The sequence below is a fragment of the Rhizobium sp. ERR 942 genome (genome assembly GCF_007828395.1).
GTDB lineage: Bacteria > Pseudomonadota > Alphaproteobacteria > Rhizobiales > Rhizobiaceae > Rhizobium > Rhizobium dioscoreae.
Window position 1 is genome coordinate 569,840 of record NZ_VIUA01000004.1, and the last position, 26,613, is coordinate 596,452.

The 26,613-nt window shown below is 57.8% G+C and carries 20 protein-coding genes and 7 pseudogenes; 16 read left to right on the forward strand and 11 right to left on the reverse strand.

Features of this window, described 5'->3' with window-relative positions; translation table 11 throughout:
• Nucleotides 1–9 precede the first annotated feature (9 nt).
• The 10 genes and pseudogenes from adhP (at nt 10) to pqqE (ending at nt 7,499) form a co-directional block, all read left to right on the forward strand.
• Nucleotides 10–1,083, forward strand: a complete 1,074-nt coding sequence (gene adhP, locus FBZ97_RS19545; protein WP_246661803.1) for an alcohol dehydrogenase AdhP — start codon at nt 10–12, stop codon at nt 1,081–1,083.
• 157 nt (nt 1,084–1,240) lie between these two features.
• A complete protein-coding gene (locus FBZ97_RS19550) occupies nt 1,241–1,600 on the forward strand; it encodes a hypothetical protein (protein ID WP_113421319.1) in 360 nt (119 codons plus the stop codon).
• A 777-nt stretch (nt 1,601–2,377) separates the two neighbouring features.
• On the forward strand, nt 2,378–2,635 hold the full coding sequence (locus FBZ97_RS19555) for a type II toxin-antitoxin system ParD family antitoxin (RefSeq protein WP_113391326.1): 258 nt from the start codon (nt 2,378–2,380) through the stop codon (nt 2,633–2,635).
• Between the two features lie 5 nt (nt 2,636–2,640).
• The gene (locus FBZ97_RS19560; protein ID WP_145321120.1) at nt 2,641–2,937 is read left to right on the forward strand and encodes a type II toxin-antitoxin system RelE/ParE family toxin; all 297 of its coding nucleotides are present in this window, start codon (nt 2,641–2,643) and stop codon (nt 2,935–2,937) included.
• A gap of 388 nt (nt 2,938–3,325) precedes the next feature.
• A pseudogene (locus FBZ97_RS19565) lies at nt 3,326–3,736 on the forward strand (IS110 family transposase); the annotation flags it as partial.
• 522 nt (nt 3,737–4,258) lie between these two features.
• Entirely contained in the window at nt 4,259–4,354 is a 96-nt protein-coding gene (gene pqqA / locus FBZ97_RS19575) for a pyrroloquinoline quinone precursor peptide PqqA (protein WP_069614208.1), read from the forward strand.
• Nucleotides 4,355–4,386: 32 nt separating this feature from the next.
• Complete coding sequence (gene pqqB, locus FBZ97_RS19580) at nt 4,387–5,292, forward strand: pyrroloquinoline quinone biosynthesis protein PqqB (protein ID WP_162748903.1); 906 nt, start codon at nt 4,387–4,389, stop codon at nt 5,290–5,292.
• Nucleotides 5,276–6,061: a pyrroloquinoline-quinone synthase PqqC gene (gene pqqC, locus FBZ97_RS19585; protein ID WP_113355818.1), complete on the forward strand. Its 786-nt coding sequence runs from the start codon at nt 5,276–5,278 to the stop codon at nt 6,059–6,061. Before pqqB ends, pqqC begins: the two co-directional genes overlap by 17 nt.
• A complete protein-coding gene (pqqD, locus tag FBZ97_RS19590) occupies nt 6,058–6,354 on the forward strand; it encodes a pyrroloquinoline quinone biosynthesis peptide chaperone PqqD (RefSeq protein WP_113355819.1) in 297 nt (98 codons plus the stop codon). The genes pqqC and pqqD overlap by 4 nt, the downstream gene beginning before the upstream one ends.
• Nucleotides 6,351–7,499, forward strand: coding sequence for a pyrroloquinoline quinone biosynthesis protein PqqE (pqqE, locus tag FBZ97_RS19595; protein ID WP_145321117.1), 1,149 nt, complete (start codon nt 6,351–6,353; stop codon nt 7,497–7,499). Before pqqD ends, pqqE begins: the two co-directional genes overlap by 4 nt.
• A 341-nt stretch (nt 7,500–7,840) precedes the next feature.
• On the opposite strand, the gene FBZ97_RS19600 is transcribed toward pqqE, so the two are convergent.
• From FBZ97_RS19600 to FBZ97_RS19620, 5 genes and pseudogenes are all read right to left on the reverse strand, one after another.
• Nucleotides 7,841–8,059 carry a type II toxin-antitoxin system RelE/ParE family toxin gene (locus FBZ97_RS19600; protein ID WP_348642378.1) on the reverse strand — a complete coding sequence of 73 codons (219 nt, stop codon included), beginning with the start codon at nt 8,057–8,059 and terminating at the stop codon, nt 7,841–7,843.
• 98 nt (nt 8,060–8,157) lie between these two features.
• Entirely contained in the window at nt 8,158–8,424 is a 267-nt protein-coding gene (locus tag FBZ97_RS19605) for a type II toxin-antitoxin system ParD family antitoxin (RefSeq protein ID WP_145321115.1), read from the reverse strand.
• A 1,098-nt stretch (nt 8,425–9,522) separates the two neighbouring features.
• A complete protein-coding gene (locus tag FBZ97_RS19610; protein ID WP_145321113.1) occupies nt 9,523–10,299 on the reverse strand; it encodes an SDR family NAD(P)-dependent oxidoreductase in 777 nt (258 codons plus the stop codon).
• Between the two features lie 511 nt (nt 10,300–10,810).
• A pseudogene (locus tag FBZ97_RS19615) lies at nt 10,811–11,767 on the reverse strand (HD-GYP domain-containing protein).
• A 68-nt stretch (nt 11,768–11,835) separates the two neighbouring features.
• Nucleotides 11,836–13,668: an EAL domain-containing protein gene (locus FBZ97_RS19620; protein ID WP_145321111.1), complete on the reverse strand. Its 1,833-nt coding sequence runs from the start codon at nt 13,666–13,668 to the stop codon at nt 11,836–11,838.
• Nucleotides 13,669–15,557: 1,889 nt separating this feature from the next.
• On the opposite strand from FBZ97_RS19620, the gene ligD reads away from it, so the two are divergent.
• Complete coding sequence (ligD, locus tag FBZ97_RS19630) at nt 15,558–18,230, forward strand: DNA ligase D (protein ID WP_145321109.1); 2,673 nt, start codon at nt 15,558–15,560, stop codon at nt 18,228–18,230.
• Nucleotides 18,227–18,645: pseudogene (locus tag FBZ97_RS19635) on the forward strand (DUF4112 domain-containing protein). Before ligD ends, FBZ97_RS19635 begins: the two are co-directional and overlap by 4 nt.
• Nucleotides 18,646–18,675: 30 nt before the next feature.
• Here the strand turns inward: FBZ97_RS19635 and FBZ97_RS19640 are convergent.
• The 4 genes and pseudogenes from FBZ97_RS19640 to FBZ97_RS19655 all read right to left on the reverse strand — a co-directional run.
• Nucleotides 18,676–18,948 carry a hypothetical protein gene (locus FBZ97_RS19640; RefSeq protein ID WP_145321107.1) on the reverse strand — a complete coding sequence of 91 codons (273 nt, stop codon included), beginning with the start codon at nt 18,946–18,948 and terminating at the stop codon, nt 18,676–18,678.
• A 10-nt stretch (nt 18,949–18,958) separates the two neighbouring features.
• Nucleotides 18,959–19,258, reverse strand: coding sequence for a DUF982 domain-containing protein (locus FBZ97_RS19645; protein ID WP_113355644.1), 300 nt, complete (start codon nt 19,256–19,258; stop codon nt 18,959–18,961).
• Between the two features lie 74 nt (nt 19,259–19,332).
• Nucleotides 19,333–19,809, reverse strand: coding sequence for an Hsp20 family protein (locus FBZ97_RS19650; protein WP_145321105.1), 477 nt, complete (start codon nt 19,807–19,809; stop codon nt 19,333–19,335).
• A gap of 171 nt (nt 19,810–19,980) precedes the next feature.
• Nucleotides 19,981–20,375, reverse strand: a pseudogene (locus FBZ97_RS19655) (ATP-dependent DNA ligase); the annotation flags it as partial.
• A 1-nt stretch (nt 20,376) separates the two neighbouring features.
• Here FBZ97_RS19655 and FBZ97_RS19660 point away from each other — a divergent pair.
• The 4 genes and pseudogenes from FBZ97_RS19660 to FBZ97_RS34765 all read left to right on the forward strand — a co-directional run.
• Nucleotides 20,377–22,233: pseudogene (locus FBZ97_RS19660) on the forward strand (hemagglutinin repeat-containing protein); the annotation flags it as partial.
• 64 nt (nt 22,234–22,297) lie between these two features.
• Nucleotides 22,298–23,487: pseudogene (locus tag FBZ97_RS19665) on the forward strand (IS3 family transposase).
• A gap of 60 nt (nt 23,488–23,547) precedes the next feature.
• The gene (locus FBZ97_RS34475; RefSeq protein ID WP_186449513.1) at nt 23,548–24,069 is read left to right on the forward strand and encodes a hypothetical protein; all 522 of its coding nucleotides are present in this window, start codon (nt 23,548–23,550) and stop codon (nt 24,067–24,069) included.
• A gap of 339 nt (nt 24,070–24,408) precedes the next feature.
• Nucleotides 24,409–24,667 (forward strand): annotated as a pseudogene (locus FBZ97_RS34765) (IS6 family transposase); the annotation flags it as partial.
• A 201-nt stretch (nt 24,668–24,868) separates the two neighbouring features.
• Here FBZ97_RS34765 and FBZ97_RS19680 read toward each other — a convergent pair.
• Both FBZ97_RS19680 and FBZ97_RS19685 read right to left on the reverse strand, forming a co-directional pair.
• Nucleotides 24,869–25,507 carry a phospholipase gene (locus FBZ97_RS19680; RefSeq protein ID WP_113396020.1) on the reverse strand — a complete coding sequence of 213 codons (639 nt, stop codon included), beginning with the start codon at nt 25,505–25,507 and terminating at the stop codon, nt 24,869–24,871.
• Between the two features lie 9 nt (nt 25,508–25,516).
• Nucleotides 25,517–26,473 carry a VOC family protein gene (locus tag FBZ97_RS19685; RefSeq protein WP_113396021.1) on the reverse strand — a complete coding sequence of 319 codons (957 nt, stop codon included), beginning with the start codon at nt 26,471–26,473 and terminating at the stop codon, nt 25,517–25,519.
• Nucleotides 26,474–26,613: the final 140 nt, after the last annotated feature.

The following is a 26,613-nucleotide window of genomic DNA, read 5'->3' on the forward strand; positions in this document are numbered from 1 at the left end:
GAGGTCCAAATGGACAAGATGATGCGGGCTGCCATTGTCACGGAATTTGGTAAGCCCTTGTCGATCGAATATAGGCCGGTGCCACGGCCCGAACCAGGAAAGATCCTGATGAGGGTCAAGGCCTGCGGTGTCTGCCATACCGATCTGCATGCAGCCGAGGGCGATTGGCCCGTCCGCCCCTCGCTTCCATTTACGCCGGGACACGAGGTAGCAGGCATAGTCGCGGCTGTCGGCGCTGGCGTTACCAATCTCAAGGAGGGGGATCGCGTTGGGATTGCCTGGCTGCATGACGCCTGTCTGAAATGCGAATATTGCGAGACTGGATGGGAAACCCTGTGCGACCATCAGCACAATACCGGCTTTAGCTGCGACGGCGGCTTTGCCGACTATGTCATCGCCGATGCCGGCTTCGCGGCCCGCCTGCCTGAGCATGTTGATTTCGCCGAAATCGCGCCCATTCTTTGCGCCGGCGTGACGACGTATAAGGGCCTCAAGGAGACCGAGGCCCGTCCCGGCGAGTGGGTTGTGATCTCAGGTGTCGGAGGGCTCGGGCATATCGCCATCCAATACGCCAAGGCAATGGGATTAAAGGTGATCGCCCTCGATATCGCGCCATCGAAACTGAACCTCGCGCGTATGGCCGGAGCTGACTTCGCCATCAACGCCGCAGTCCCGGATACGGTATCAGAGGTAATGAAAGTAACTCAAGGCGGCGCTCACGGCGTTCTTGTAACGGCGGTATCACCATCGGCCTTCTCACAGGCCTTATCGCTGGTCCGCAAGAGGGGAACGATGAGCCTGGTTGGTCTTCCGCCGGGCCAGTTTGCGACACCGATCTTCGACGTCGTCCTGAAACGCATCACCATCCGTGGATCGATCGTGGGAACGCGTCGCGATCTCGATGAGGCGATCGCTTTCGCCGCGGATCACAAGGTCAAGGCAGCTATTCGACGCGCGCCGCTGAAGGACATAAATAAGGTGCTGTCCGATTTGAAGCAGGGCCGCATAGGCGGGCGGGTCGTCCTCGACATGGCTATGGACACCGCTGAAGAGCTATCCGCAAGGAAAGCACTTCAAGTCTGAACTTGGCGCATGAGACACCTCAGCATCTCGCATCGTCCAGTTTCATCGGCCTCCGACATCGAATCGAAGCGGCAAAAAACCGCGAAGGCATTGATGCATGTCACTGATGTTATGGTTGAAAAATACAAGAATAATCCGTCACCATGGAGGATTTTCCATGCAGGAACCACGCTGGCAAAACTGGTTCGGCCTTCTTCTTGGAACGTTTATCTTCCTGACGCCGTGGTTGGCGCCTGATCTTCTTTCGGTGGCTACCGCATCGATGATGGTATATGCAACCGGAACAGCCGTTGGTCTGACGATTGTGAACGTCTCCATCCTCGGGATTTTCAATCCTGAAGCCTGGATCGACTGGTTGAAATTTTGGCTAGGCCTAGCCCTGCTCGCGGCACCGTGGTTTCTTGGCTTCAGTGGGCTGATCTTCTTCACCTCAAGTTTCGTTTGTGCGGCGATGCTGCTGATCATCGTGAGTGGACTGGCCTTCGCGTCAAGAACTCCAAGGATAGGACGCAAGTAGTGAGCATTCGCGATCCTGCAGCGCGTGACAGGATGACCGCGGAGCGATTGGCCCTAGCGAAGGGCAAGTTGCCCGCTACATCGACTTTCTACGCAGCAATCGAAATGACTATGAGAATGTGACGATGCAAACCGTGCGCGCCAATGAAAGTTTACTTTACCCCGGACAAATTCTGGCAATTCGAGGTTCTACCGGGGAGCTCCATAACGCACTAGATCTCAGGGAGGGCGGGCGTCATGACGGTGGAAGAGCTGACGAAGACTATTACAAACGCGAACAACAATATTGCGTTCTGTGGGATTGCGCCTGACGTTATAAAGACACCGCCACGTCGTGCGACAACGTGAAAGGCGGATAACGATGCTTCCGCGGTCGGGAAAGTACGAAGCGGCGTCTCAACGGCCGATGAGGGCGAAAGCAATCGTTCCACCCCTTGCTGCAACACCACTTTTACAGATCACGACCCACGGTCAGCAAAATCGGAGCCGTTGATGTGATGAGATTCGAACGCGCAATCACTTTGGCCGCTCGCCAAGTCCTCGAAATCCCTGATAATGTCCTTTATCATGGAAATGGGAGAACACAATGGCGCGCGTATCGATCTCGAATGAAGATGCTCCGGAAGGAGGACAATGTTGCCGTGCAGCGTCATCTTTTTCTCTTCCTTGCCACTTTCCAATCTCACCTCACACATTCGGAAGGAGGGTGAGAGGGAAGAGGATTGATAATAGTTGATAAACGGCCTATCTTCTTTCATCACATCCGATGGAGTACAGCATGATTAGTGCCGATCTGGGAAAGCAGCTCGAAAGCTATATCCAGCAGCTCGTTGACACAGGTCGCTATGGCTCGAAAAGCGAAGTCCTGCGGGAAGGTGTGCGACTGGTCCAAGACCGCGAGACCCGACTTGCCGCGTTGGATGCTTCCGTCATGCGCGGCATTGCCGATGCCGACGCGGGGCGAACGAGGCCAGCGAACGATGTGTTCGAGCGACTTGAGGCAAAATACCGCGCGATGGCTGACCAGGCCGAATAATCGGTATGATCCTTGAGTTTTCCAACGAGGCGGAAAGCAATCTTGAGCAGATCGCCGACTATATCGCACGGGACAATCCCTGGCGCGCCCTTTCATTCGTTCGAGAGCTGCGGAGCAAGTGTGAAGATCTCGCCGATAATCCGAACGGCTTCGCGCTGATGCCCCGCTACGAACACCATGGTATCCGCCGCCGCGTTCATGGCAATTATCTGATCTTTTACCGCGTCGAAAACGCGAAGGTGGTCATCATCCATGTGTTGCATGGCGCTACCGACTATGGCGCCATCCTGTTGGGTGATTAAGTCCGGTCGGCCTTGGACAATCTCTCTCCAAACCGCTGGGCTATGCGGCGATTTTATACGTCCCGGCATCCTCCCGCGCTAAGGTGGCGAGCGCCCCCCTCGACCTCACGCAATGCTTTGCGCTTCTTCGCGTGTTCATCAATGAAGCCGAATACACCGCCCCGCCGGGACTGATAGGATACGAGACGGCGCCGGCAATCGTCCAACTCCTGGCGATAGCGTTCCCGCTCCACCTCGAACCCGTCCATCCATGCTGGAACTGCTGCGGCTACCCGCAGCAGCACGCTTCGCTCTGATGGCTATTGCCGATGTGATCGAAGCTTCAGCCGACCAGATCGGCAGGCTCGAGCGCGCAATTGTCGTGGAGGCCAAGCGCGACAAGGACATGCGTCGGTTGACCACGATTCCTGGCGTAGGCGCCATTACGGCAGCGACCATCAAGGCGCTTGTACCGGATCCCGGCGGGTTCAAGTCGGCGCGCCACTTTGCCGCCTAGCTCGGATTGACACCACGGCCTCATTCAAGCGGAGGTAAGGAGAGGCTGGGACGAATATCGAAGATGGGAAATCCGGAACTCCGCGCGCTCCTCGTCGTCGGGGCAACCGCCGTCTTGCGGGTTGCCCGAAATGACAGTCGGACGCGGCCGTGGTTGAAGTCGCTTCTCGCCAGAAGGCCCTTCAAGGTTGCAGCGGTCGCGCAGGCCAACAAGACGGCGCGGATCATCTGGGCGCTTCTGAATCGGGGCGGAACCTATCGGCGCGCCGATCCACTGGCGATTACAGCGGTCGCCGTTGGATGAACGCTGTGCCCCTCAAAACGATCTGACCGGCGCAGGCTGGCAGAGGGCAAGGTGCAATAACAGGCGATGAACCCATGGGACATAATCCCGACGCGAGTGAAGCTACTGCCCCCAATGCGCACAAGGGCGTAAACTTGATTTAGCTCCTCGTTTCGCGGATCTCATCAAGGCCAGCGGCCATGTGCTGCGCGTAAAGGCCGGACATATGACCGCACCGTTCCAATGTAAATCGACTGAAAAAGCTCTTGCCACGCGGGCCGTTCCACATATGGGGGCAAGGTCAAATCGAACATGCAAAGCCGCGTCACCAGGCACGCCGATGGCCAGCCCTTCGCGGTATCAGACGATCGGCAGTAACGATTTCTTGCGCAAGGACGTCCCCTTGACGTTCTTCATTAAGGGACCACCTCAAGGGTAGGGTTAGAGCGTCATATATGCGTGTGGCGAATATCCTCAAAGGGTCCCCGAGCTCCGGCGAGCGGTGGCTCGCAGAAACAAAGCAACGCAAACAAGGAGATGATCATGAAATGGCATGCACCGAAGTTTATTGAAGTCAGCTGTGGCATGGAAATCAATCGTTACGCTCCGGCGGACGGCGGCGAACCCATTCTGTTCTGAGCCCGCAACACGTGCGGCACGAGGCTGACAAGTTGCGTTTTCTCGTGCTTGGCGCGGCAGCCGGTGGTGGGTTGCCGCAATGGAATTGCGGCTGCCTTAACTGCAATATGGCGCGAGACCCCAGCGCGGCGCTGAGTCCGCAGACCCAATCGTCCCTCGCTGCCACGCTGGATGGAGAGAACTGGACGATCATGAATGCCTCTCCCGACATCCGCCAGCAACTTATCGATAACCGTCCACTCTCCCCGAAGAGTTTGCGAGATACGCCGATCGAAAGCGTCATCATCACTAACGGGGACATCGACCATATCGCCGGTCTTCTGGTGCTGAGGGAAAGCCAGAGTTTCAAGCTGTTCACCAGTCCCTCCGTGGCAAACATCTTAGGCGACAATCCTATCTTCCGTGCGCTGAATCCGGCTTTTGTTGCCATAAGCGCAGCAAATCTGGACCACCCCTTCCAGCCGCTTGCCGGCATGTCGGCGACGCTGTTTGCCGTACCGGGCAAGGTTCCGCTTTTCATGGAGACAGGCGATTTGCAGATCGGGATCGAAAACGACCTGACCATCGGTGTTGAAATCGTCGTAGGAGATGCGAGAGCCTACTACATTCCCGGCTGTGCCCAGATCACCGATGCGCTTGCTGAGCGCCTTGATGGTGCGTCGCTGGTATTCTTCGACGGCACGGTTTTCAGCGACGATGAGATGATCGTAACGGGAACCGGTCATAAGACCGGACGGCGCATGGGTCACATCCCGATCAGCGGCGCGGAAGGCAGTCTGGAAGTTCTTTCCCGACTGAACATCCCCCGCAAGATTTACGTTCATATCAATAACACCAATCCGATCTGGCGACATAGCCCGGAACGAGACTTCGTTCTGGAACATGGCTTTGAGATAGCCCGGGATGGCATGGAGGTGACGCTTGCCCTCGACCCCTGACAAAGCCGAATTCGAACGCCGCCTGAAGGCAATCGGCGCGGAGCGCTACCACGACAAGCATCCGTTTCACCGAATGCTGCACGGCGGTGAATGTACCATGACCCAGGTGCGGGCCTGGGTGATCAATCGCTATTATTACCAAAGCCGGATACCGATGAAGGACGCAGCGTTCATGTCTCGTGTCGAAGATCCGGAGCTGCGTCGCATCTGGCGACGACGCATTGAGGATCATGATGGCGGCATCGAAGAAGGCGGCGGGATCCGCCGCTGGCTCAAACTCGCGGAGGCGGTTGGCCTTGATCCCGACTACGTGGCCTCCACCAAGGGCGTTCTCGCCGCAACGCGGTTTGCGGTCGATGCCTATGTTTCCTTCGTTCGTGAAAAGCCGATGCTTGAGGCCGTCGCCTCATCGCTAACGGAGATGTTTGCGCCGGCGATCCATGCGGATCGTATTGCCGGCCTGCTTAAACATTATGGCTTCGCGAACGATGCCGCACTCTCCTATTTCCGCCAGCGACTGAACGAGGCGCCGCAGGAGGTTGCTTTCGGCCTTTCCTATGTGCTGGACAATGCGGACACGACAGAGAAGCAGAATGCAGCGGCGGCGGCGCTCACCTTCAAGACAGATGTCCTATGGTCACAGTTGGACGCCCTTTATTCCGCTTATGTAGCGCCGGCGCGGATCCCCCCGGGCGCCTGGGATGGATTTGAAGCCGTGACGCCGGGAACTGTCTCCGACCGGACGGCAGCCTTGGGAGCTGCATCATGACAGGCGACGCGCCGCTTATCGGTCCCTTCTCCATCGTCAAGCTCTCCCGTGGCGTGCGACTACGGGAAGATAACGTCCGAAATCAGATGGTTCTTCTGGCTCCGGAACGCGCAATTGCGTTGGATGAGATCGCGTTAGCGATCGTCCAGGCTCTTGACGGGCATAAAACACTCGACGACATCGCCTCCGATTTTGCACAACAGTTCGAGGCTCCGAAGGAGCAGGTGCTTGGCGACATCCTCTCGTTCGTCCGGGAATTTGCCAACCGGCGGATGCTGGAGGCAGTCGAATGAATGCGAATACGCGTCAGCGATTTCCTTTGCCGGAGGCGAGGCGAGCACCGCCTCCGATGGCGATGTTGGCGGAGTTGACGCATCGCTGTCCGCTCGCCTGCCCTTATTGTTCCAATCCGCTGGAGCTGACGAAACCGAACGATGAGCTATCGACCGACGAGTGGATTGAGACATTCCGTCAAGCAGCTAATATTGGCGTTCTTCATCTGCATTTGTCCGGTGGAGAGCCAGCATCACGTCGCGATCTCGTTGAACTTGCGGCTGCCGCGACCTCGTTCGGGCTTTACACCAACCTTATCACGTCAGGCGTCGGCTTGACGCGCGAAAGAGTGGAGGCGCTCAGCGCTGCAGGCCTTGATCATATCCAACTGTCGATCCAGGGCGCGACACCCGAGAAAGCCGATCTAGTCGGCGGTTATAAAGGTGGTTATGCGCGGAAGATCGAGGTCGCGGAATGGGTGCGCTCTACGGGCCTGCCCTTGACCGTCAATGCAGTTTGCCACCGACAGAATATGGACGAACTTGAAAGCATGATTTCGCTGGCTGTCGAACTCGGGGCACGACGACTTGAGGTCGCGACTGTTCAGTTCCATGGATGGGCCGAGCTTAACCGGCAGGCGCTAATGCCAAGTGCAAACCAGGCCTCCAAGGCAAAAGCGGTTGTCGAAAGGGCGCGCGAAAAACTCGAAGGCTTTTTGGTGATCGATTACGTGCCTGCCGATTATCATGCGCGATATCCAAAAGCTTGCATGGGCGGATGGGGCAGAATTGGCCTCAATGTTACGCCCGCAGGTCTTGTCCTGCCCTGCCATGCTGCAGAGACGATTCCTGGCCTGAGCTTTGAGAATGTTCGCGAAAAACCTCTTGCTGAGATCTGGTATGATGGCAGCGCCTTTAACACCTATCGCGGCGATGAATGGATGGAAGAGCCGTGCCGGAGTTGTGACCGCAAGCATATCGATTTCGGGGGCTGCCGCTGTCAAGCTATGGCATTGGCAGGCGATGCCAACGCTACCGATCCCGTCTGTGTCCTTTCAACGCTACGCTGGATCGTCGACGAAAGGGTAGCCGCGTCGGGGGAAATGGACTTGCAACCGTACCTCTACCGCGGACGGAAGGCTTCCTGCCGGCGTTCAAACTCATAAACTCGCACACCTTTGAGAATCTTAGGCTTGTCAACGCAACCTAAAATCAATTCTCTCGGCGCTTTGGAAAGAGGGGTCGCCGAATCTGCTGTCGCCACCCCTGTTTAACGTCCTCAAATCGGCGGTCGAAGCGTGCGATATTTCGCCGACCTGCATCATTGCTGCTCTTCCAATCGCGAGATCGTAAACAAGGCTCTGCCGGCAGAATTTGCCGTTACGTGCTCACGGCAGGTATTGCTAAGATGCGGCTCTGCCAACTCGACCACCCAGTACCAGAGTGAGGGAAGTCCTTTGCCCCTCACCTCGCACTCTCCTTTCGCCCGAGGAGTGGGACAAATCACCTATAGGCGTTCCTGGAGGATCTCAGCCGTGATGTCCCGTCCGGCATAGAAGATCCCTAATACCAGCACCTCGGCCTCCTCTACAACAAAGGCGATACTCACGCTCCTACGATAACCAATAATCCGAAGACCGGGGATGAGGTTGTCTCTCACCGTGCCGCGTTTGGGAAACGTCGCAAGCTCCTCGATAAACTGCCGGATGCCGTTGACTAGCTCCACGCCACCGTAGGTCCAGCCCTTTCAACGCTGGCGAGATCCCGGTACAAGTCACGCAACTCAGCCTGCGCCTGCTTATGCAGGACAATTTTATTTCATACCTACTGGGTTTTCGCCAGTTGAGCCCGATGCTCAGCTTCCAACTGGTCAAAAGCCTCATCCAGAGTCACGCCAGCGGACGGGTCGCGCTTCAGATCTGCATAACGGCTCGGAATTTCCTGAGTCAGCCAGCGTTCGCGGGCGTCTTCCTGATCTTCAAGCAATCTCAGGGCCGCGCGAACAACTTCACTTGCGTTGTTATAGCGACCGGATTCAATCTGCCTTTTGATGAAGCGCTCGTAGTGTTCGTTGAGTGCGAAACTTGCCATGACGATTACCTCCTGTTCTGAATATGAGCTACGAGCGCGAAAATTATCAACTATTGTTATCTATTGATAGTCGCCTCGGCCATAGGATCAGAAATGAAATTGATGCGGAACTACCCCGCATAGTTCAAACGGATCAATGGGTTCAGGAAGGTAGTCTTCACTTGCTACTTGATGCGATCCAACGCGCAGACGGCATCATATGGCGTCGCCCTCCAGTATGGCCGAGAAGCCTGGCATTCGCTGAGGCCGTTGTTGAACAGAGGCAACCCGACCCGAAGTGCCTGAAGGCGATATCGATTGGGCCTTCGCCCAATACAAGTTCGCCATCCGCAGCCTCCGAAATCCCGCCAAATTCCGAAACTCGATTTCTGTCGAACTGGGTTGCGTAAAGGGCTTCGCTTCTGGCGTGTTCGAAAGGCATCGTCAACTTAAATTTCCAGAGCGGTGGGATGGTGGACTTGCTTCTGGCGGCAGTTGGTTCCCGCCGCGAGCGATTTGACGGTCCGCGCGAGCCAACGAAGAGCTATACTGAACTTTGGAGGCATCGTCGTACTGGCCTTGGTTCCGTCAAGCTTTCCCGCCGTCACGCTGAGTTTCGCCGGGCGGGGATGACGTGGTTTACCGAGACTACACACCCCACGTATCGTTCGCGCTCGACAGCCTGGATTTACGAGACATCCGGCCGTTTGACGGCCGCCTCCGTTTTGGACCGGAGATTTTCAAGCCTGATCCGATCCTGGATTCATTGCCAACCTGACGAAACGTTGTCTCTAGGCCACTCCCGACGTCGTTTCGGGTTGCGCGCTCAACAGGGAGCATTTGCCCTCTGCGAGTATGAGGACTGGTTTCGCGCCGGCCAGGGATGAGATCGACGTGTTCACCGACCCGCGATCAACCAAACGATGTGCGAAACGTAATCACCTTGATAAGGAGCGCCCTCAAAGCATAGTTCTGAGCCTCATTGAGGTACCGCTGGAAACTCGGCCACGGTTGTCGTCCTGGAAAACGGTTGAGCGGTGTGCGCCGGCTTCGCAACACCCAGAGCGGAGATCTCGTCACGGTTCGCAGGGCCTGAACCGACGCGGCGGATATCTGATACTATCGGAGCAGACCTTGGCCGCCATCGACCCAGATAGGCGAGCCAGTGATATGCCGAGACTTATCGGATGCGAGAAAGATGATGAGGTCGGCGACGTCTTCACTGCGACCCGGACGCCCTCCGGTAATGGGTACCTGCCCCTCGGGCCAGACGACAGGTATCGACGTTTCGTCTTCCCTTCGGGCCTTGGTGTTAGCTTCGATGTTCGTCTCGATTTCACCTGGACACACGGCGTTGACACGAATGTGGAGACGGGCAAGTTCGAGAGCGAGCTGCTGCACCATCGCGACCTGCCCTGCTTTCGTGGCCGTATAGGCTGTCGCGCCCGGTGTCGTGAACGTTCTCGTTCCGTTGATGGACGATACAACGATGATGGATCCTCCGCCCGATCGCTTCAGCTCGGGCACGGTCGCGCGGATCGTTAGGAAGGTGCCAGTCAGGTTGACCGAAATCGTGTCGTTCCATTCCGAAAGCTTCAGATCGTCGATGGGCGCCCATACGCCATTGATGCCGGCATTGGCGACTACAACATCGAGGCGGCCATACTGCTTAACGAGCTGATCCACAGCTGCATCCATCTGCCCCTCATCCGATATGTCCGCAAGCAGGGAGATAGCTTGTCCTCCGTTCGCCAAGATTTCCTCCACCGTGGCGGAGATCTCTCCGGGCGTACGCCCGAGCGCACCGATTTTGTATCCCTCTCTGGCCAGACCTAACGCCGCCGCTTTTCCGATTCCGGATCCCGCTCCAGTGACAAGGGCGACGGCTGGCTTCATGGCGAACTCCGAGCTGTTGAGTAGTAGTGGAACTTGTGGATCGGCTTGAAGTTCCATCAAACGGAGGTTCTGTACGGTGCGGGACGTTGTTTAAAACCATGTTGACTGAGCGCCGTCGACGTAGAATGTTCACTGGGCATGCGCGGGAAGATCTCAATCGCCGCAACCCTGCTCGGCTCGCCGCCGTTGCTGACCTTGATGAGCCCCGAAAGGCCTGGATCTACCGGCCGCTTGGGAGATGAAGTCCCTGTTGATGGAGCTGACGGCAAGCGGAAGACGTGCAGTCCTCATCTCCGCTCACGACGTGGAAATCATACCTCGCTTATGCAGTCGAGCGAGCCGTGTTCCTTGCCAAGGGCAAAGTTGTACGATCATGGAAGGGTAATGATGGTACCACACTGCGGGTAACACGCGGTGCTATCGAGGAGTGCCTGATCAGCACGCTTAAGGCTCAACTGGAGGCGTGAAACGGGGAGTGGGCCGGCCCGCCTTTCCGTGCCAGATAGCAAAGCTAGTGTAGCGTGCCGCTTATGACCATCTTCGAGACGAACGCTGACAGGAGATTCTGATCGAAATGCCCGGAAGAGTTCATCATCGTATTGATGGCTTCAGCCTGTGAGAATGCCGGCTTGTAAGGGCGGATGGTTGTCAGCGCCTCGTATACGTCGCAAATGGCAGCAACGCGTGCGACGTACGGGATCTTCCTGCCCGATAAGCGATCGGGATAACCTCCGCCATCATACCGCTCATGATGGAAACGGCAGATATCAAGGACCTCGGCCGGCGCCGACCCTGCTTTCGCCACCATCTAGTAGCCCTTTTGCGGATGGGCGCGAACAAGATCCATCTCCTCGCTGGTCAGTTTGCCTGGCTTGTTCAGAATGTGATCGGGAATGGCCATCTTTCCAAGATCGTGAACGAGGCCGCCTAGACCGAGAACACGGACATCTTCTTGCCTGTGGCCGAGACCCCGCCCGAATGCGATCATTAAAGCGCTGACGGCGAACGAGTGAAGAAACGTGATCTCGTCCTTTTGCTTGAGCTTGGCGACAGCAATCAGCGCGCCGGTGTTGTCGAGCGTCTCCAACATGATGCGCTCCACGGCAGTGCTGGCAGCCTCGTCGGCGAAACAACCGTTCACGCGAGCATCCTCCAGCACGTGGCGAAGATGCGGTGCGACATCATGGATCGACTGTCTTGCGCGGCTGATCTCGCTCTTTGAGAATGCGTTCAGCAGCTGCGCCTCGAAGCTCTCCGGTCCGTTGCGTTGCGGCATGCCAGCGACATCTGCGCCCTTCGTGATATCGATGACGACGCTTCTGACATGTTCATTAGCAAGCCTTCTCACCTCATCGCCTCTTGAGACCAGAAAAGGCTTGAAGCGCGCAGCACCGACCTCGGTCGCGAATTCCATGTCGTTGATGAACATGCCGACCCGGAGCTGGTTCAATGGGATGCGTTTGAGCATTTATGATCTTCCTGAAAGTCTTGCATTATCGACTGATGAAAACCACGCGTATGAAAGTGATGAAGGAGCTATCTTAGCTGGAGCACCTTGAGTGGCTCCGAGAAGGAGCCGCTTGGCACGAGCCGTTGGCCGTGCGCGCTCAAGAACTGTCCTGCTTTCATGGCGTCCATCGCTCTGGCGAAAAGGTAGCCTTGACCAAGCTTGCACCCGAAGGCTTCGAGACGGCAGGCTTGTTCTTCGTCCTCGATACCTTCCGCCACCACGCGGATACCAAGCTTATCTGCGATCGAAAGCACGCCCTCGACGATCACCATCCCGGCGTCACCAAGCCTCGTTTGGTCGATGAAGGATTTGTCTATTTTGATGATGTCGACCGGCACCGTCAGAAGATGGGTCAAGGACGCATAGCCGGTCCCGAAGTCGTCGAGCGCGACTTTCAGGCCCTCTAAGCGCAGCGCTTTGATCTCATCCGCCACAACGTGGTCTCGCTGTCCTAGGTAAACGGACTCCGTCACCTCGAGGATTAGGTGCTCAAGGGGGACGTCAGCATCTTCGAACACTCGGCAGATTTTGTCACGCAGTCCACCCTTGCGGAAGTCTGCAGCCGACAGGTTGACGCCGACATGCCGCAGAGGAAGCCCACCGTCGAGCCATGTCCGCATGTCCTTAGCAACTTTGCTCAACATTCGTTCCGTCAGTGTTGAAGCAACGTGAGCGTCTTTGGTCGCCTCATGAAAATGAGCTGCTGCGACGATGTCGCCGGAATGGGTCTTCATCCGGCATAACGCCTCAAGGCCCACAGCCTCGCGTGTATCAAGTCGCACGATCGGCTGGTAGTAGGCCTCGATGCGGTTGTCGGATAGTGCAAGGCTGACGTCTCTTATCGCCCTGAAGCGGCGCGTCAACGCTGTCCCGAGACCCGAATGGTACTCGACGAATTGTCCACGGGCATGCTCCTTGGCATGGTAGAGCGCAATGTCTGCATTTTGCCGGGCTTGCTCGGGATTGATATCGTTGGTAGCCAAAGCGCCGCCGAGTGTCGCCGCAGGAAAGATGACGTGACCCGCGCAATCTGTTGGAAGCTCGATTTCCCTCAGGATCTGAGCCGCCTCGCTCTGCAGATCGAGCTCGCCTCCGCCGACAACGATGACTGCAAATTCATCACCACCGAGCCGATAGCTCCTTTCCCTGCCCGCGGCTGCCGCGATGCGCTCCGCAACAACGCGGATCAGAGCATCGCCAGCCGCGTGACCAAACGTATCGTTTACCATCTTTAGGTTGTCGACATCGGCGATGATAATGCCCCAGCCGTGATTTACAGGCGGCGCCAGGGTTCGAAGAGCGAGATCGAAAGCAGCCCGATTCCGAAGCCCAGTGAGGCCGTCCGTGTATGTCAGACGCTGACGCTCCGCCACCCGTTCTTCACGCTCGATTGCGATCGAGCAGAGATGCACACACGCATCCACGATCGTCTGCTCAAGCTCACTTGGTCCGCGGCTCTCACGGTAATAGAACGCGAACGTGCCGACCACCCGGTTCCCGCTCTTGATGGGACTTGACCAGCAAGCCTTCAGGCCAAGCGGGAGAGCGACTGCCGCGTAATCGGTCCACCTAAAGTCGGTTTCTATGTCGGTGACGACAACGGGCCATCCATGGAAGGCGGCGGACCCGCAAGAACCCGAGTGAGGCCCCACTTTAAGATCGTCCACAGCGGCTGAATACGACGCTGGAAGTGACGGCGCCGCCAGCGTCGATAGACGGACGCCATCAGACTTTAAGACGGTGGCCGCAATACCGGGAACCGCTGCTTCAACCTTTGAGCATAGTGCTGAAAGCGTGGTCGCCAGCGGTTCGCCTTTGGCGATCATTTCAAGAATGGCATTCTGCAATTCTAGGATCATGAGAGGGCGTCTCGAAAGGGAAGCCCTCTTTAACAGTCGCGATTTCAGATCAAGTTACCGTATCGGTTAAATATTGATCAATCTGGCGGCGTGCAGGACGCGAGATGAACAACTTGCGTGATGTCCGATGGGATTAGTGGGTTAGTCGATGTCCCCGCTCAACCGCTTTACAGCTTTGCTTGTTCGACGGAGCTAAAACGCAAGGCTCTGCCGTCTGCCGCGACTATGGCGTCCATCTCCTCTGCGAGCCCATCCCGATCATCGACACCACGCAAGAGACGGCCGGCCAGAGCATCGAAACGCCCAACGGCGATATCGGCAATCAAGAGAGCAGCCGGTTCTCAACGCGACCCAAGCACCTTCCGGCGGAACAACCGCGGCCTCCGCAAGTCGCCTCGCGCAGGCAAAGTCAACGTTCGATACCGGTTCGAGCATGGAAACATCGCCGTCCCTTTCTGCGTCAGCTATTGCGTCCCAACAAATGCTTGTCACAAATTCGTCGTCAGGTGGGTTTCATCAACATCACGCTTGACGCGGCGACTGCAACGGGAGTTGAAAGTGAAAACGAACCGTAGGGTATTTGTTGCCGGGGCTCTTTTGGGAGCCCTGGCCGGGAATAGCCTATGCGGGCGACGTCCGATCGCCCGCCCCAACTTCCGGAGATTATAAGGTGATACAGAGCTTTCGTGACGGGATCGCCCCACCGTTCTCAAAAGGAACTGTGAAAAGGGAGGCGCTCTTTTCTTCAAAACGCAGGAAGCGCTCGACGACTATGGTGATGGATCCTCCCAAACGCAGCTGATGGAGAAAGGAGACCTGATCGTAGTTCCAGCTGGACGAGAAATCATCCTATTGGATAATTTTGCCGAATTTCGTGGGCGCGCCCACGTTGACGGAATCGGCGACGGATACGTGATACTGAATGGTGAATTTTGAGGGCGCGTGAAGAATTCAACAAGCTAAGTACGCAAACATCTGATTGATGTTCTCGATGAGCCCACGTGGCCCGATCCATTCGCGGAAGGTCTTTCGCCAACTTCATGATTATTACGCGGAGCAAATACGGCAGACAGTCTCTTACATCTTCAATCAAACTCTGGATGCTTTACTGGAAATTAAAGGGCACTGCTGCTCCGAAATCGGCCCGTCGCCCTGATCAAGGCTGTCGTTTTGGTCGGCAATGGCCAGACACTCGAACCATCAAGAACGACGCTCTTGACGAGGTACGAACCGCCTACCCTGTTAATTGCGCCCGGTTTGAGCGGATTAAGTCGTTGCTTGGGTGGCGCAATTTTCGAGTACAACCTAAAAAATCTCGCAGGTGAAGGCACACTTGATGTCTCCAAGTGCTGGATCCGTGGTAGCGGACATATTCCACGCACAAAACGAAAAAGCCTGCCGCGGGAGGAGGTGCGGCAGGCTTTTCGAAAATAACCGAACAGCAACTGGGAGGAGGAGTGTTGCTGTTCCCGCACACGCCTTGGGAGGAGGAGTAGGACGTCTGCATATCGAACCGACGCGGGAGGAGGTGCATCGCTTCGATAGCCACATCATACGGGTTCCCCTCGCCTATTAAATAGACTTTGCCGCAGCGCAGTTATGCTGAAAGCGCATATCAATTCCGACGGGCCAGGTCGGTCATTCAGAGCTGATGGCGCTCTTGCCCAACTCCCTTGTCCAACTCCATGGAACAAAACGATTATCTGTCGCCTTTTGCTTGTTGAGGTCGCGTGCTGTGTCAACCGGACGTAACAGGGATGACGAACGCGATGATTTTTCCGGTTTCTCATCGCGGCCAACGAAACGGCAGTCGAGCGTATCACCTGTCCGGCCCGCGCCTCATCCCGTCTTCATCCGAGGCGGGAGGCGGATTTGTACTGGGGACTGCCATGGCCAGCGACAAGCTATCAACCTATAAGCAGAAGCGCGATTTTAAGAAGACGCAGGAGCCGAGCGGCGCAGCGAAGCTGAAGGCATCGAACCGCAGACGCTTCGTCATCCAGAAGCACGATGCAACGCGGCTGCATTACGATCTGCGACTCGAACTCGATGGGGTGTTCAAGTCCTGGGCGGTGACGAAGGGGCCCTCGCTCGACCCGCATGACAAGCGGTTGGCGGTCGAGGTCGAGGACCACCCGCTCGACTACGGTGATTTCGAGGGTACTATCCCGAAGGGACAGTATGGCGGCGGCACGGTAATGTTGTGGGACCGCGGCTACTGGGAGCCCGAAGGCAGCAAGACGCCGGAGCGGGCTCTCGCCAAAGGCGATTTCAAATTCACCCTGGAAGGCGAGCGGCTGCATGGTAGCTTCGTGCTGGTGCGGATGCGCAACGACCGCGACGGGGGCAAGCGGACCAACTGGCTGCTGATCAAACATCATGACGACTTCTCAGTCGAGGAGAACGGTGCTGCGGTCCTTGAGGAGAACGCAACCTCCGTCGCCTCGGGCCGAACCATGGAAGCGATCGCCGCCGGCAAAGGCAGGAAGCCGAAGCCGTTCATGGTCCAGAGTGGCGACGTTCAGGCGGATGCGGTGTGGGACAGCAACCACGGCCTTGCTGCGGAAGAACGCAAAGCCGAAACCAAAACTAAAAGGAAATCAGCCCCAGCCAAAGCTGCCAAGCCAGCGAAGTCCGCAATGCCCGACTTCATCGCGCCGCAACTCTGCGAAACGCTGGAACGGCCGCCCTCGACCGAGGGCTGGATCCACGAGATCAAGTTCGACGGCTACCGCATCCAGGCACGCATTGAAAACGGCGAGGTGACGCTAAAGACCCGCAAGGGCCTGGATTGGACGGCAAAATATCCGGCGATCGCGACATCGGCTGCAAACCTGCCTGATGCCATCATCGACGGGGAGATCTGCGCCCTCGACGAAAATGGTGCGCCGGACTTTGCCGCGCTGCAGGCGGCACTGTCGGAAGGCAAGACCGATACACTGGTCTATTTTGCCTTCGACCTCTTGTTCGCGGGAGATGAGGATCTGCGACAACTGCCGCTCACCGAGCGCAAGGATCGTCTGCAGAAACTGCTCGAAGAAGCTGGCGAGGATCCGCGCCTGCGCTTCGTCGAGCATTTCGAGACCGGCGGAGATGCCGTCCTGAAGTCGGCCTGCAAGCTATCGCTCGAAGGCATTGTCTCGAAACAGGCCGACGCGCCGTATCAATCGGGCCGTACGGACATCTGGGCGAAGTCGAAGTGCCGCGCTGGCCATGAAGTCGTCATCGGCGCCTATGCCAAGACCAACGGCAAGTTCCGCTCGCTGCTGGTCGGCGTCAATCGCGGTAGCCATTTCGTCTATGTCGGCCGGGTCGGCACGGGCTACGGCGCTGGCAAGGTCGGTGTGCTGCTTCCCAAGCTGCGCGCGCTTGAAACGGCCAAGTCCCCGTTTACCGGTATTGGGGCGCCGAAAGAGGAGCCCAACGTCGTCTGGGTGAAGCCGGAACTTGTCGCGGAGATTGAGTTTGCCGGTTGGACCGCCGACGGGCTGGTGCGCCAAGCAGCGTTCAAGGGGCTAAGGGAAGATAAGCCAGCAGGGGAAGTCGTCGCGGAGAAGCCGATCGAGCCAGCTGAGGTGGAAACGCCCGATCCGGAGACACAGGCTAATCAGAAACGGACCGCGAAGTCGCCGCGCAAGGGCGGCAAGGAAGCTGTCATGGGCGTGTTGATCTCCAACCCGGACAAGCCGCTCTGGCCGGATGCCAATGATGGCGAACCAGTCACGAAGGTGGAACTGGCCCGCTACTACGAGGCCGTCGGTCAATGGCTGATCGACCGTATCAAGGGGCGGCCATGCTCGATCATCCGCACTCCCGATGGGATCGGCGGCGAGCAATTCTTTCAGCGCCACGCGACGCCGGGAACGTCGAACCTGCTTGAACTGGTCAAGGTGTTCGGCGACAAGAAACCCTATCTGCAAGTTGACCGGGTCGAGGGCCTTGCCGCCGTCGCCCAGATCGGCGGTGTCGAGCTGCATCCCTGGAATTGCGAACCGGGCCAGCCGGAGGTGCCGGGCCGTCTCGTCTTCGACCTTGATCCCGGTCCGGACGTCCCCTTCTCCACCGTCGTCGAAGCGGCTCGGGAAATGCGTGACAGACTCGAAGAACTGGGTCTCGTCAGCTTCTGCAAGACCACCGGTGGCAAGGGTCTGCATGTCGTCACGGCGCTCGCGGTACCGAGGGGCAAAAAGCTTACCTGGCCGGAGGCAAAAGGGTTCGCACACGATGTCTGCCTGCAGATGGCACGCGAGAACCCTGAGCTCTATCTGATCAAGATGGCCAAGAACCAGCGTAACGGCCGGATCTTCCTCGACTACTTGCGCAACGATCGAATGGCGACCGCCGTCGCGCCATTGTCGCCCCGCGCGCGGCCGGGCGCGACGGTATCGATGCCGCTCACCTGGAGCCAGGTGAAGGCAGATCTGGATCCGAAACGCTTCACTATCCGCACCGTGCCAGCGTTGCTGGCGAAGACGAGCGCCTGGCAGGATTATTGTGACGGACAAAGGTCGCTGGAGCAGGCCATCAAGAGACTGGGCAAGATGACGAAAGCGGCAGCATGACATACGAACGAACGCGTAGTCCGTACACGGATTTCCGCAACATGGACCGTCTGGCCCGCCTTCGCCGCATGCGCGGGCTGGCGCGCCTCATGGACACTGCGCTGCGCATTCCCGGAACGCGCTATTCGTTCGGTGCAGATTCCATCATAGGGTTGGTGCCTGTTGTCGGTGACTTTGCCGGCGCTGCGATCAGTCTCTACATCATCAACGAGGCGCGGCGGCTTGGCGTGCCGAATGACAAGCTTTTTAAGATGCTGGTCAATATTGGTTTCGACGCGGCGGCCGGGAGTGTCCCATTGGCCGGGACCTGTTCGACGTCTATTTCAAATCCAACCGCCGTAATCTCGACCTCGTCCTGGAACACTTCGGTCTCGACCATTCCGATCTCGATCGCAGACGGTCGCCACGCGAATGAACCGGCACGTTCGGCCGGCACGCTCACTCACTATCCGTAGCACCGATCCAGTTCTTTGAGGGCAGCCTGCACTTCACCCATGGAAATCGGGTCGGGTGTTCCAGGCATGTGGCGGAACGCCGGCTTCGAGTCGATCGCATAGAAGTCCGAAGCCCACGAAGCCAGGACGGTCCGCTTGTCGTCTGCGGAGAGCGCGGTCGCTTTCACCACGTCAAGAGGCCGCTCAATCTGCATGCCCTGAAGCAGGATCGTCGGACCCATCGCAGCGGCACTGCTTGCGCCCTGCTCCAAAATCCCGTGCATCTCGGCCTCCTTAGCGAACGTGCGGCTCTTTGTCGTGGCTGCGGCGGGAGGCGGCGATCACGTCCGTTTCCGGCGCCAGCAGATCGTGCTTCTCAGCAAAGGCAGCAAACAGGCCGCGCGCGGTCTCGGCTTCGATCTCTCCGCGAAGGGCCGCCTGACATGCCTTAAGGGCAATGGAATGCGCCGTGTCCCCAGACGAGGCGGGCCAATCGGCAAGGTGCCGGTAGGCGTCCATGACGGTGTGGACCTTCGTCGGAAAGCCAAGGCCGACGAGGATGGTCACAGGTTGTCTGAACATGTCGGGTTTCATCGCTCTCTCCTTCCCAACCCGGAATGTTAATGGGCGCCACCACCGTGGCGCCCTTGTTGTGCGGAGAATGCGGGTTACGCTGCCTTTTGCGCCTCGATCTGCGCCGGGGCGGCTTTTTGTGAGAGAGCCGGGTTTGCCTGGATATCGATCTTGCGCGGCTTCAAGGCCTCGGGAATCTCACGCACCAGATCGATCGACAGCAGTCCGTTCTGCAGATTGGCGCCGTTCACCCTGACATGGTCGGCAAGCTCGAAGCGGTGCTCGAACGGCCGGCTGGCGATGCCGCGATGGAGATAACCGTCATTGGCGGTCTCCTGCTTCTTGCCGGTGACCGTCAGCAGGTTGGACTGGAAGGTGATGTCGAGATCGTCCTGGGCAAAGCCCGCGACCGCAATCGAAATCCGGTAGCTGTCGTCGCCGGTCTTGACGATGTCATAAGGCGGCCAATCGCTGATCGAACGAGCGCGCTGAGCATTTTCGAGAAGATTGAAAATCCGATCAAACCCGACGGTCGAGCGGAACAAGGGTGCGTAGTCGTAAGATGTTGCCATAGCCATATCCTCCTTGAAGCAACATGGGTACGGAAGCGCCGAAAGCCGCGCTTCCAGCAAGGCCAACCCTGTGTTCAGCAACTGGCTGCAATCGATTTGGTTTTTGAGAATTTCGGATTCAAGAGAGTCAGCGGAAAAAAATTGGACGTGATAAGGGCCGCCCCCATCGGCTCAGTCGAGCTCGTAGACCGCAGCATTGTCCTGGATCTCACGCAGCCCTTTGTAGGATGAGTGTCGCAGATTGCCGTCGTCGGTCCAGCCGCGGAATTCGATCTCGGCGATAAGCGTCGGCTGCGCGAAGAGGTAATTCTTGCCTTTGAGCGGCACGACTGGATTGCGCGTCTTGAGCGTGTCGAGCGTCTTCTTCAGGTAGGATGCGTCGTTTTCCTTGAAACCCGTGCCGACGGCGCCGACATACACCCAATCATGACCGCGCCGGGCTGCCAGCAGCAGACTGCCGATCCCGCGCGCTACGGCCGACTGTTCGTAGCCGACGATCATGAACTCTCGCTTTGCACACATTTGATCTTCAGCCAATCGCCGGTTCTGCCCGAGCGGTATGGACGGACCGCGCGGGCAACCGATCTCAATATCATGGGATCGTCGGTCAACGCCGATCGCGACATCAATCTCTCGGCTACGCGTGACGTCAATGTCACGCCGGGAGCAGAAAGCACCTTGCAGTCCGAGCAGCAGAAGAAGTCCGGCTTTGGTCTTGCCTTTTCGGCAGGCGGCGGCGGTTTCTCGATCGGTATCGGCGCGCAGTCGACGAAGGACAGCAAGGCGCAGCAGTCCGATACCAATGCCATGTCGACGCTTTCAGCCGGCCGCGATCTCAACATCTCGGCGGGAAACAACGTCAATCTGCAGGCGACCAGCGCTTCGGCCGAGCGCGACGTCAATCTCTATGCCGGCAGCAACATCAATCTTTTGTCGGCCAATGATGTCACCAATTATGAGGAGGCGCATGAGAAGAGCTTCGCCGGTGTGACGCTCACCGTGTCGAGCCAGGTCGGCAAGGCCGCCCAGAGCATCATGAACTCGGCCGAGCGCCTTTCGGACAGCGGCGGCGTCAATGCGGTGACCAACACGGCGATTGCGGGCCTCGGTTTCTATCAGGCCTACAAGGACCTGCAGAACGTCTACGATCAGTATCAGAAATCGGGCGATATCGGCGTCAACGTCTCGCTGACGGTCGGTGCCAGCCATCAGGAGAATAGCTGGTCCTCGTCATCCTCTACCCCGGTCGTCACGGATATCCGCGCAGGCCGCTCCATCTCGATGGAAGCCGAGAATGGTTCCATCACCAGCGATGGCGCCCAGATCCTGGCAGGTTATGACAAGAACGGCATTCCCACGGTCTCCGGAGATCCGCTGACCGGCGATATCTTCCTGTCGGCCAGGAACGGTGACATCAATCTGAATGCCGCTGCCGGCACGTCGGATTCGACCAGCGCCAACAAGTCCTGGAGCGTTGGCGTCGGCGTCGGCGCAACCTTCGGCGGTGGCGGCAAGGGCATGGGGGACCTCGGTCTGGTTGCCAATGCCGGCTATGGCAAGGGCAACAGTGACACGGAAAACCTTAGCCACACCAATACCCACATCAATGGCACCGGCGACATCACCATCATCACGAACGATCTGGCGCTGCGTGGTGCGACCGTTACCGGCAACTCGGTTACCGCAGCCGTCAAAAACTTGACGATCGAAAGTCAGTTGGACACCGCCAAGGCCAAGGCTGACCAGCTCAATCTTTCAGCACAGACAGGCTTTGGCTCGACCAGCGCGTCCGGTGTTACCCAGAAAGCCAATGGTGACGCAGCACTGGTATCTGAACAATCCGGTATTCATGCGGGGGTAGGAGGGCTCGATATCCGCGTCAGCGACCATACCTCGCTCGTTGGCGGTCTGATTACCAGCGAAGCCGTCGCTGAGCGTAACAACTTCTCCACCGGAACGCTGACGGTTACCGATATTGACACACACTCGACCTGGAAGGCGGATACCTATGGTGTTTTGATCGGCACAAGTGGCATCATGCCGACGCTGCCGGTCAAGGCCAGCTAGAACAAGACCGGTCAGGCACTCTCGGCTATTGGCGACAATATTCCGATTGTGATCACCGATCCGACCCACCAGACGCAGGATATCGGCACGATCCGCCGTGATACCAACAACACCAACACCTCGCTGCCCGGTCTGCCGGGCCTCGAACATATCTTGCGCGACCAATACAAGACCCAGGCAGACCTTCAAGCAGCTCAAGCCACTATGGCGGGACTGGTCGGGGATATCGCTACCAGCCTATATGACAATGCTAAAACTCAGGCCGAAAGGGATCTTTGGGCCGAAGGCGGCCAGGGCCGGGCGCTTTTGCACGCGATCGGCGGCGGTATTCTCGGCGGTGTGAATGGCTGGGAGGGGGTGACCTGCCACTGAGAATTTCCTCCAGAATGGATTGGAGTTCGGCCTGTTAAAGGACGGACGAATGAAGAAGCAGAGATTTACGGAAGAGCAGATTATTGCGGTGTTGAAGGAGCAGGAGGCTGGCGCGAAGGCAGCCGATCTTTGCCGGAAGCACGGGATTTCAGAAGCGACGTTTTATAATTGGAAAGCCAAATACGGCGGCATGGAAGTCTCCGAAGCGAAGCGTCTGAAGGCGCTTGAGGACGAGAATACCAGGCTAAAGAAGTTGCTGGCTGAACAAATGCTGGATGCAGCCGCACTCCGCGAGCTTCTTGCAAAAAAAGGGTAGGGCCTGCCGCCAAGCGTGAAGCCGTCACCCACCTGAAGGCCGTCATGGGCCTTTCGGAGCGTCGGGCCTGCCAGATCATATCCGCCGACCGCAAGACGATCCGTTATCGGTCCAGTCGACCGCCGGAGGTCGATCTGCGAGCGAAGCTGCGCGACCTCGCCAACGAGCGGCGGCGTTTCGGCTACCGTCGGCTGTTCATCCTGCTTCGGCGGGATGGAGAGCCGTCCGGCGTCAATCGCATCTACCGTCTTTATCGCGAGGAAGGGCTTTCCGTTCGCAAGCGAAAGGCCCGGCGGCGTGCTGTCGGCACGCGTGCACCGATCCTGGTCGAGGCGAAAGCCAATGCCCGCTGGTCGCTGGATTTCGTCCACGACCAGTTCGCCTGCGGCAGACGATTCCGGGTCCTCAATGTCGTTGATGACGTGACGCGCAAATGCCTGGCAGCGATCCCGGACACGTCTATCTCTGGTCGACGTGTCGCCCGAGAACTGACGACGCTGATCGAACGACGCGGCAAGCCCGGAATGATTGTCTCCGACAACGGCACCGAACTCACGTCGAATGCCATTCTCGCCTGGTCGAGGGATCACAAGGTGGAGTGGCACTACATCGCGCCGGGGAAGCCAATGCAGAACGGCTATGTCGAGAGTTTCAACGGTCGGATGCGTGACGAGTTGCTCAACGAGAGCCTCTTCTTCGGCCTCAATCATGCCCGCGGCGCCATTGCTGAATGAGCGGACGATTACAACCATTTCCGGCCGCACTCATCGCTCGGATACAAAACCCCGGCAGACTTTGCCGGGACCATCGCCGCAACCGGCTCCAACGCTGCGCAAGATGAAAGCTTCGCGTTTCCGCCGGTTGCTCACACCGCGCCACTTGGCGTATTCAAAACCGCCGGGGCTCTAGTCGCCGCTGGGTGAAAGTTCAGTGGCAGGTCAGGGGCGATAAAGGGTGCTCTGGGCGGCGAAGCAACAGCCTTGATGGCACCGGCCATCGCCGCTCTCGTAAAGGGTATGTTGAAGGACAGCACCTTGTCCGATCAGGACAAACAAACTCTCGCCACGTTAATCGGAACGAGTCTTAGCTCGGCGGTCGGTGCGGCAGTTGGTGGGGGAGAAGGAGGGTCCGACGGGGCTGCGAATTATCAGTATAACTATCTCACGCACGAGCAGGCCAAGGAGCTTACGGACGCCGAGAAGGCTTTGGAAGCTTGCAAAGCATCCCCCACTACCTGCTCCGATACCTACAAAGCACAGCTTCAGTCGCAGGTAGAGACCCTAAAGAATCTCGACTACCAAACCACCATGTCTCTGCTGCTAGTGTGGTTTTGCCTGCCCGGCGCGGTCCTACGATCAGGACCACCGGGGTATCTGAAAGGCTTCCTCCACCCGGTGCGCGACGAGACGTTCGTACATGCTTTCTCCGAATCTCTGACAGTTGGAAATTTGCACCATGATAATTGGAAGTCAACGTCATCAGGATTGGAAATTACTAAACCGTGATCTGGGAATGACGTACGTCGAAAGTCTTCCCCTGACGCGTCGAAATTTCCACTGTGCTGACCGCCGTTCAGGGAGTCCCCTTGATCGCTACCCTGCCTACAAGGATCGTCAAGCGATACGCAGGGCATTTAGCCTGGCACCGGTAGAAATCCCCTTAGTCGTCTCCCGCAAGCGACAACGATCCGGCCAATCGTTGGAAGTGATCTCAGATGGCGCAGCTTGCTTCTTCTTACTGCTAAGTTAGCCGACAGCCCTGAAATGCCTCTGCCTTCAGTCCCTCCTACTTTTGCTCTTGAAGAGTATCGAACCGCAGATCCCTATCCATGAAGCGATGCCTGAATAAGCCGGCCCACAGGGACCACCGCCCGCCAACCGACCGAAATCGTTGCCTATTCTGTCTGGCTCTGCTTCCGTTTTAATCTGAGCCTGAACGCCGTCGCGGAAACGCTGCTCGATCACGGGATCGTCGTTTCTTATGAGACTATCCGCCGATGGTGCCGACGAAGAAGATGTCTGGTATTTCGATGAAGTCGCGGTACCCGTCAATGGTCAGAAATGCTGGTTGAGGAGAGCGGTTGATCAGGATGGTTTCGTTCTGATGTCCTGCTCTAACGTTGCCGGAATGCCGACGCGGCCAAACCCTGGTGTGCTACCACGCGGCAAGACCGGGAAGGGTAGCTCCAGCACGGTGCTCAATTGAAGGTTTATCCGTTTTTTGGCGGAGTCTAAATATCCTCCGCTTGCAGATTCCTCGCGAACATCACCATAATTTTTCAAAGGAGCAGTGCATATTACAGTGCTACGCGATCACCGCCGGCATCTGCGAGAGCAAATTGTCGAACTCGCCAATTTCCTGGGCCGACACCTCATGGGCACGATCGGGCAAGACCTCGCAACGTAAGCTCGCCCGTGCTCGGGCAAGACTTTCGGCAGCTTCGGCAAAGGCCCCGACTGGTATCCAAGGATCCTTGTCGGACCCGGTTAGATAAACCGGCATGCGATCAAGGTCCGCAAAGGGTCTGTCGCACTCCGAGGTGCCAACACGGCAACCAGTAAGATTGACCATGGCACCCCGCCATGGTCCATATTTCATCGCATATTCCAAAGCCAGGCACGCACCCTGACTGAAGCCTCCGATCACCAGCGGCGTCCCATGACGGCGATAAGTCAGGTCGCCTGTGATGCCACGTAGATAAGCCAGGGAGTCTTCCAGTTCCTTCCGCGTTGTCGATGTCAGCCGCTCCGTCGCCCGCGCTCCGTACCAGCTCTTGCCGGTGGCGCGCGGTAGAATAAAGGCCACGCCCGATGCTTTGAGCCTGGCGATCACCTGCTGGTGCATGTCTTCGGGCGACTGGGTACGCCCATGGATGAAGATGCAGTGGACTTGGGCCTCCTCGGGCGTAGCGCCGAGCAGGAGAGATTCATGATGCATCGCCATTGCCCCGGCTCAGAAGTTCGCCGGTTCCAGGCCGGCGATCAGCTCTTCGCGACGGTTCTCGAACCACGGCGGGAAGACCAGCGTGGTGCCGATACGGTCGGCCGGCTCGTCAAGCGCCCAACCGCCCTCGACCGACCAGGCAATCTCAAACAGCGCGCCGCCCGGTGAGCGGACGTAGCAGGACTTGAAATAGTTACGATCCTTCTGGTCGGAAACGTCCGTGAACCCCAAACCCTCCAGATGCGCCTTCAGCTGCAGCTGGTTCTGTTCGTCGCCAGTGTTCAGCGCCAGATGATGAATGGTACCGCCAGCAAGCGTCCAAGTGCCCTGCGGGCTATTTGCTTCATGCAGGATTTCGACCATGCTGTTGGGACCGTTTGCGTTCGGGACGGAGAACATCAGTCCCTCATTGCTGTCAGCCTCCTTTTTCATCGACAGGCCAACTGTCAGGAAGTCATCCATGGCGGTGCGATCGAACACGGCAATCGCCGCGCCGTAAATGCCCTTGATACCATGCTCCGCCGTAACGCCTTGCGCCTCGTTGACGATGGGCGGCCGGTTGTCTGCAGGGCTTTCGACAAGTTCATGCGGAATGCCGCAAGGGTGTTTGAAGGCCACGCGCGCGATACCGAAGCGCGATATTTTCTTAGCCTCGATACCACGGGCATTGAGCCGCTCGACCCAATAGCCGGACGCGCCGGCAGGGATCGCCTGCTGGATGATCTTCGACTGGTTCGTTCCACGTCGGCCAAAAACGGCGGGCTTACGGAACGGAAAGGTCGTGATGATCGTCGAAGCCTCGCCGCTGCGGGATCCGTAATAGAGGTGATAGACGGGGATGGTGCCGTCGAACAGCACGGTGCGTTTGACCGAATAAAGGCCGAGCGCTTTGGTATAAAAATCGTAATCCTCTTGCACGCCATCGGTGCAAAGGGTCAAATGATGATAGCCGCTGACAAGTGCCATCGTTCTCCTCCCGTGAAACAATCGATCGTCCCGGGGCGCGGCCCTCCTCCGCTTTCTCCCCGTCGATTGGCAATCAGGATCTCAGCCGCTTGCCAATCACTCAACACTTGCAAAATATAGCCGATCTAAAACGACTGTTG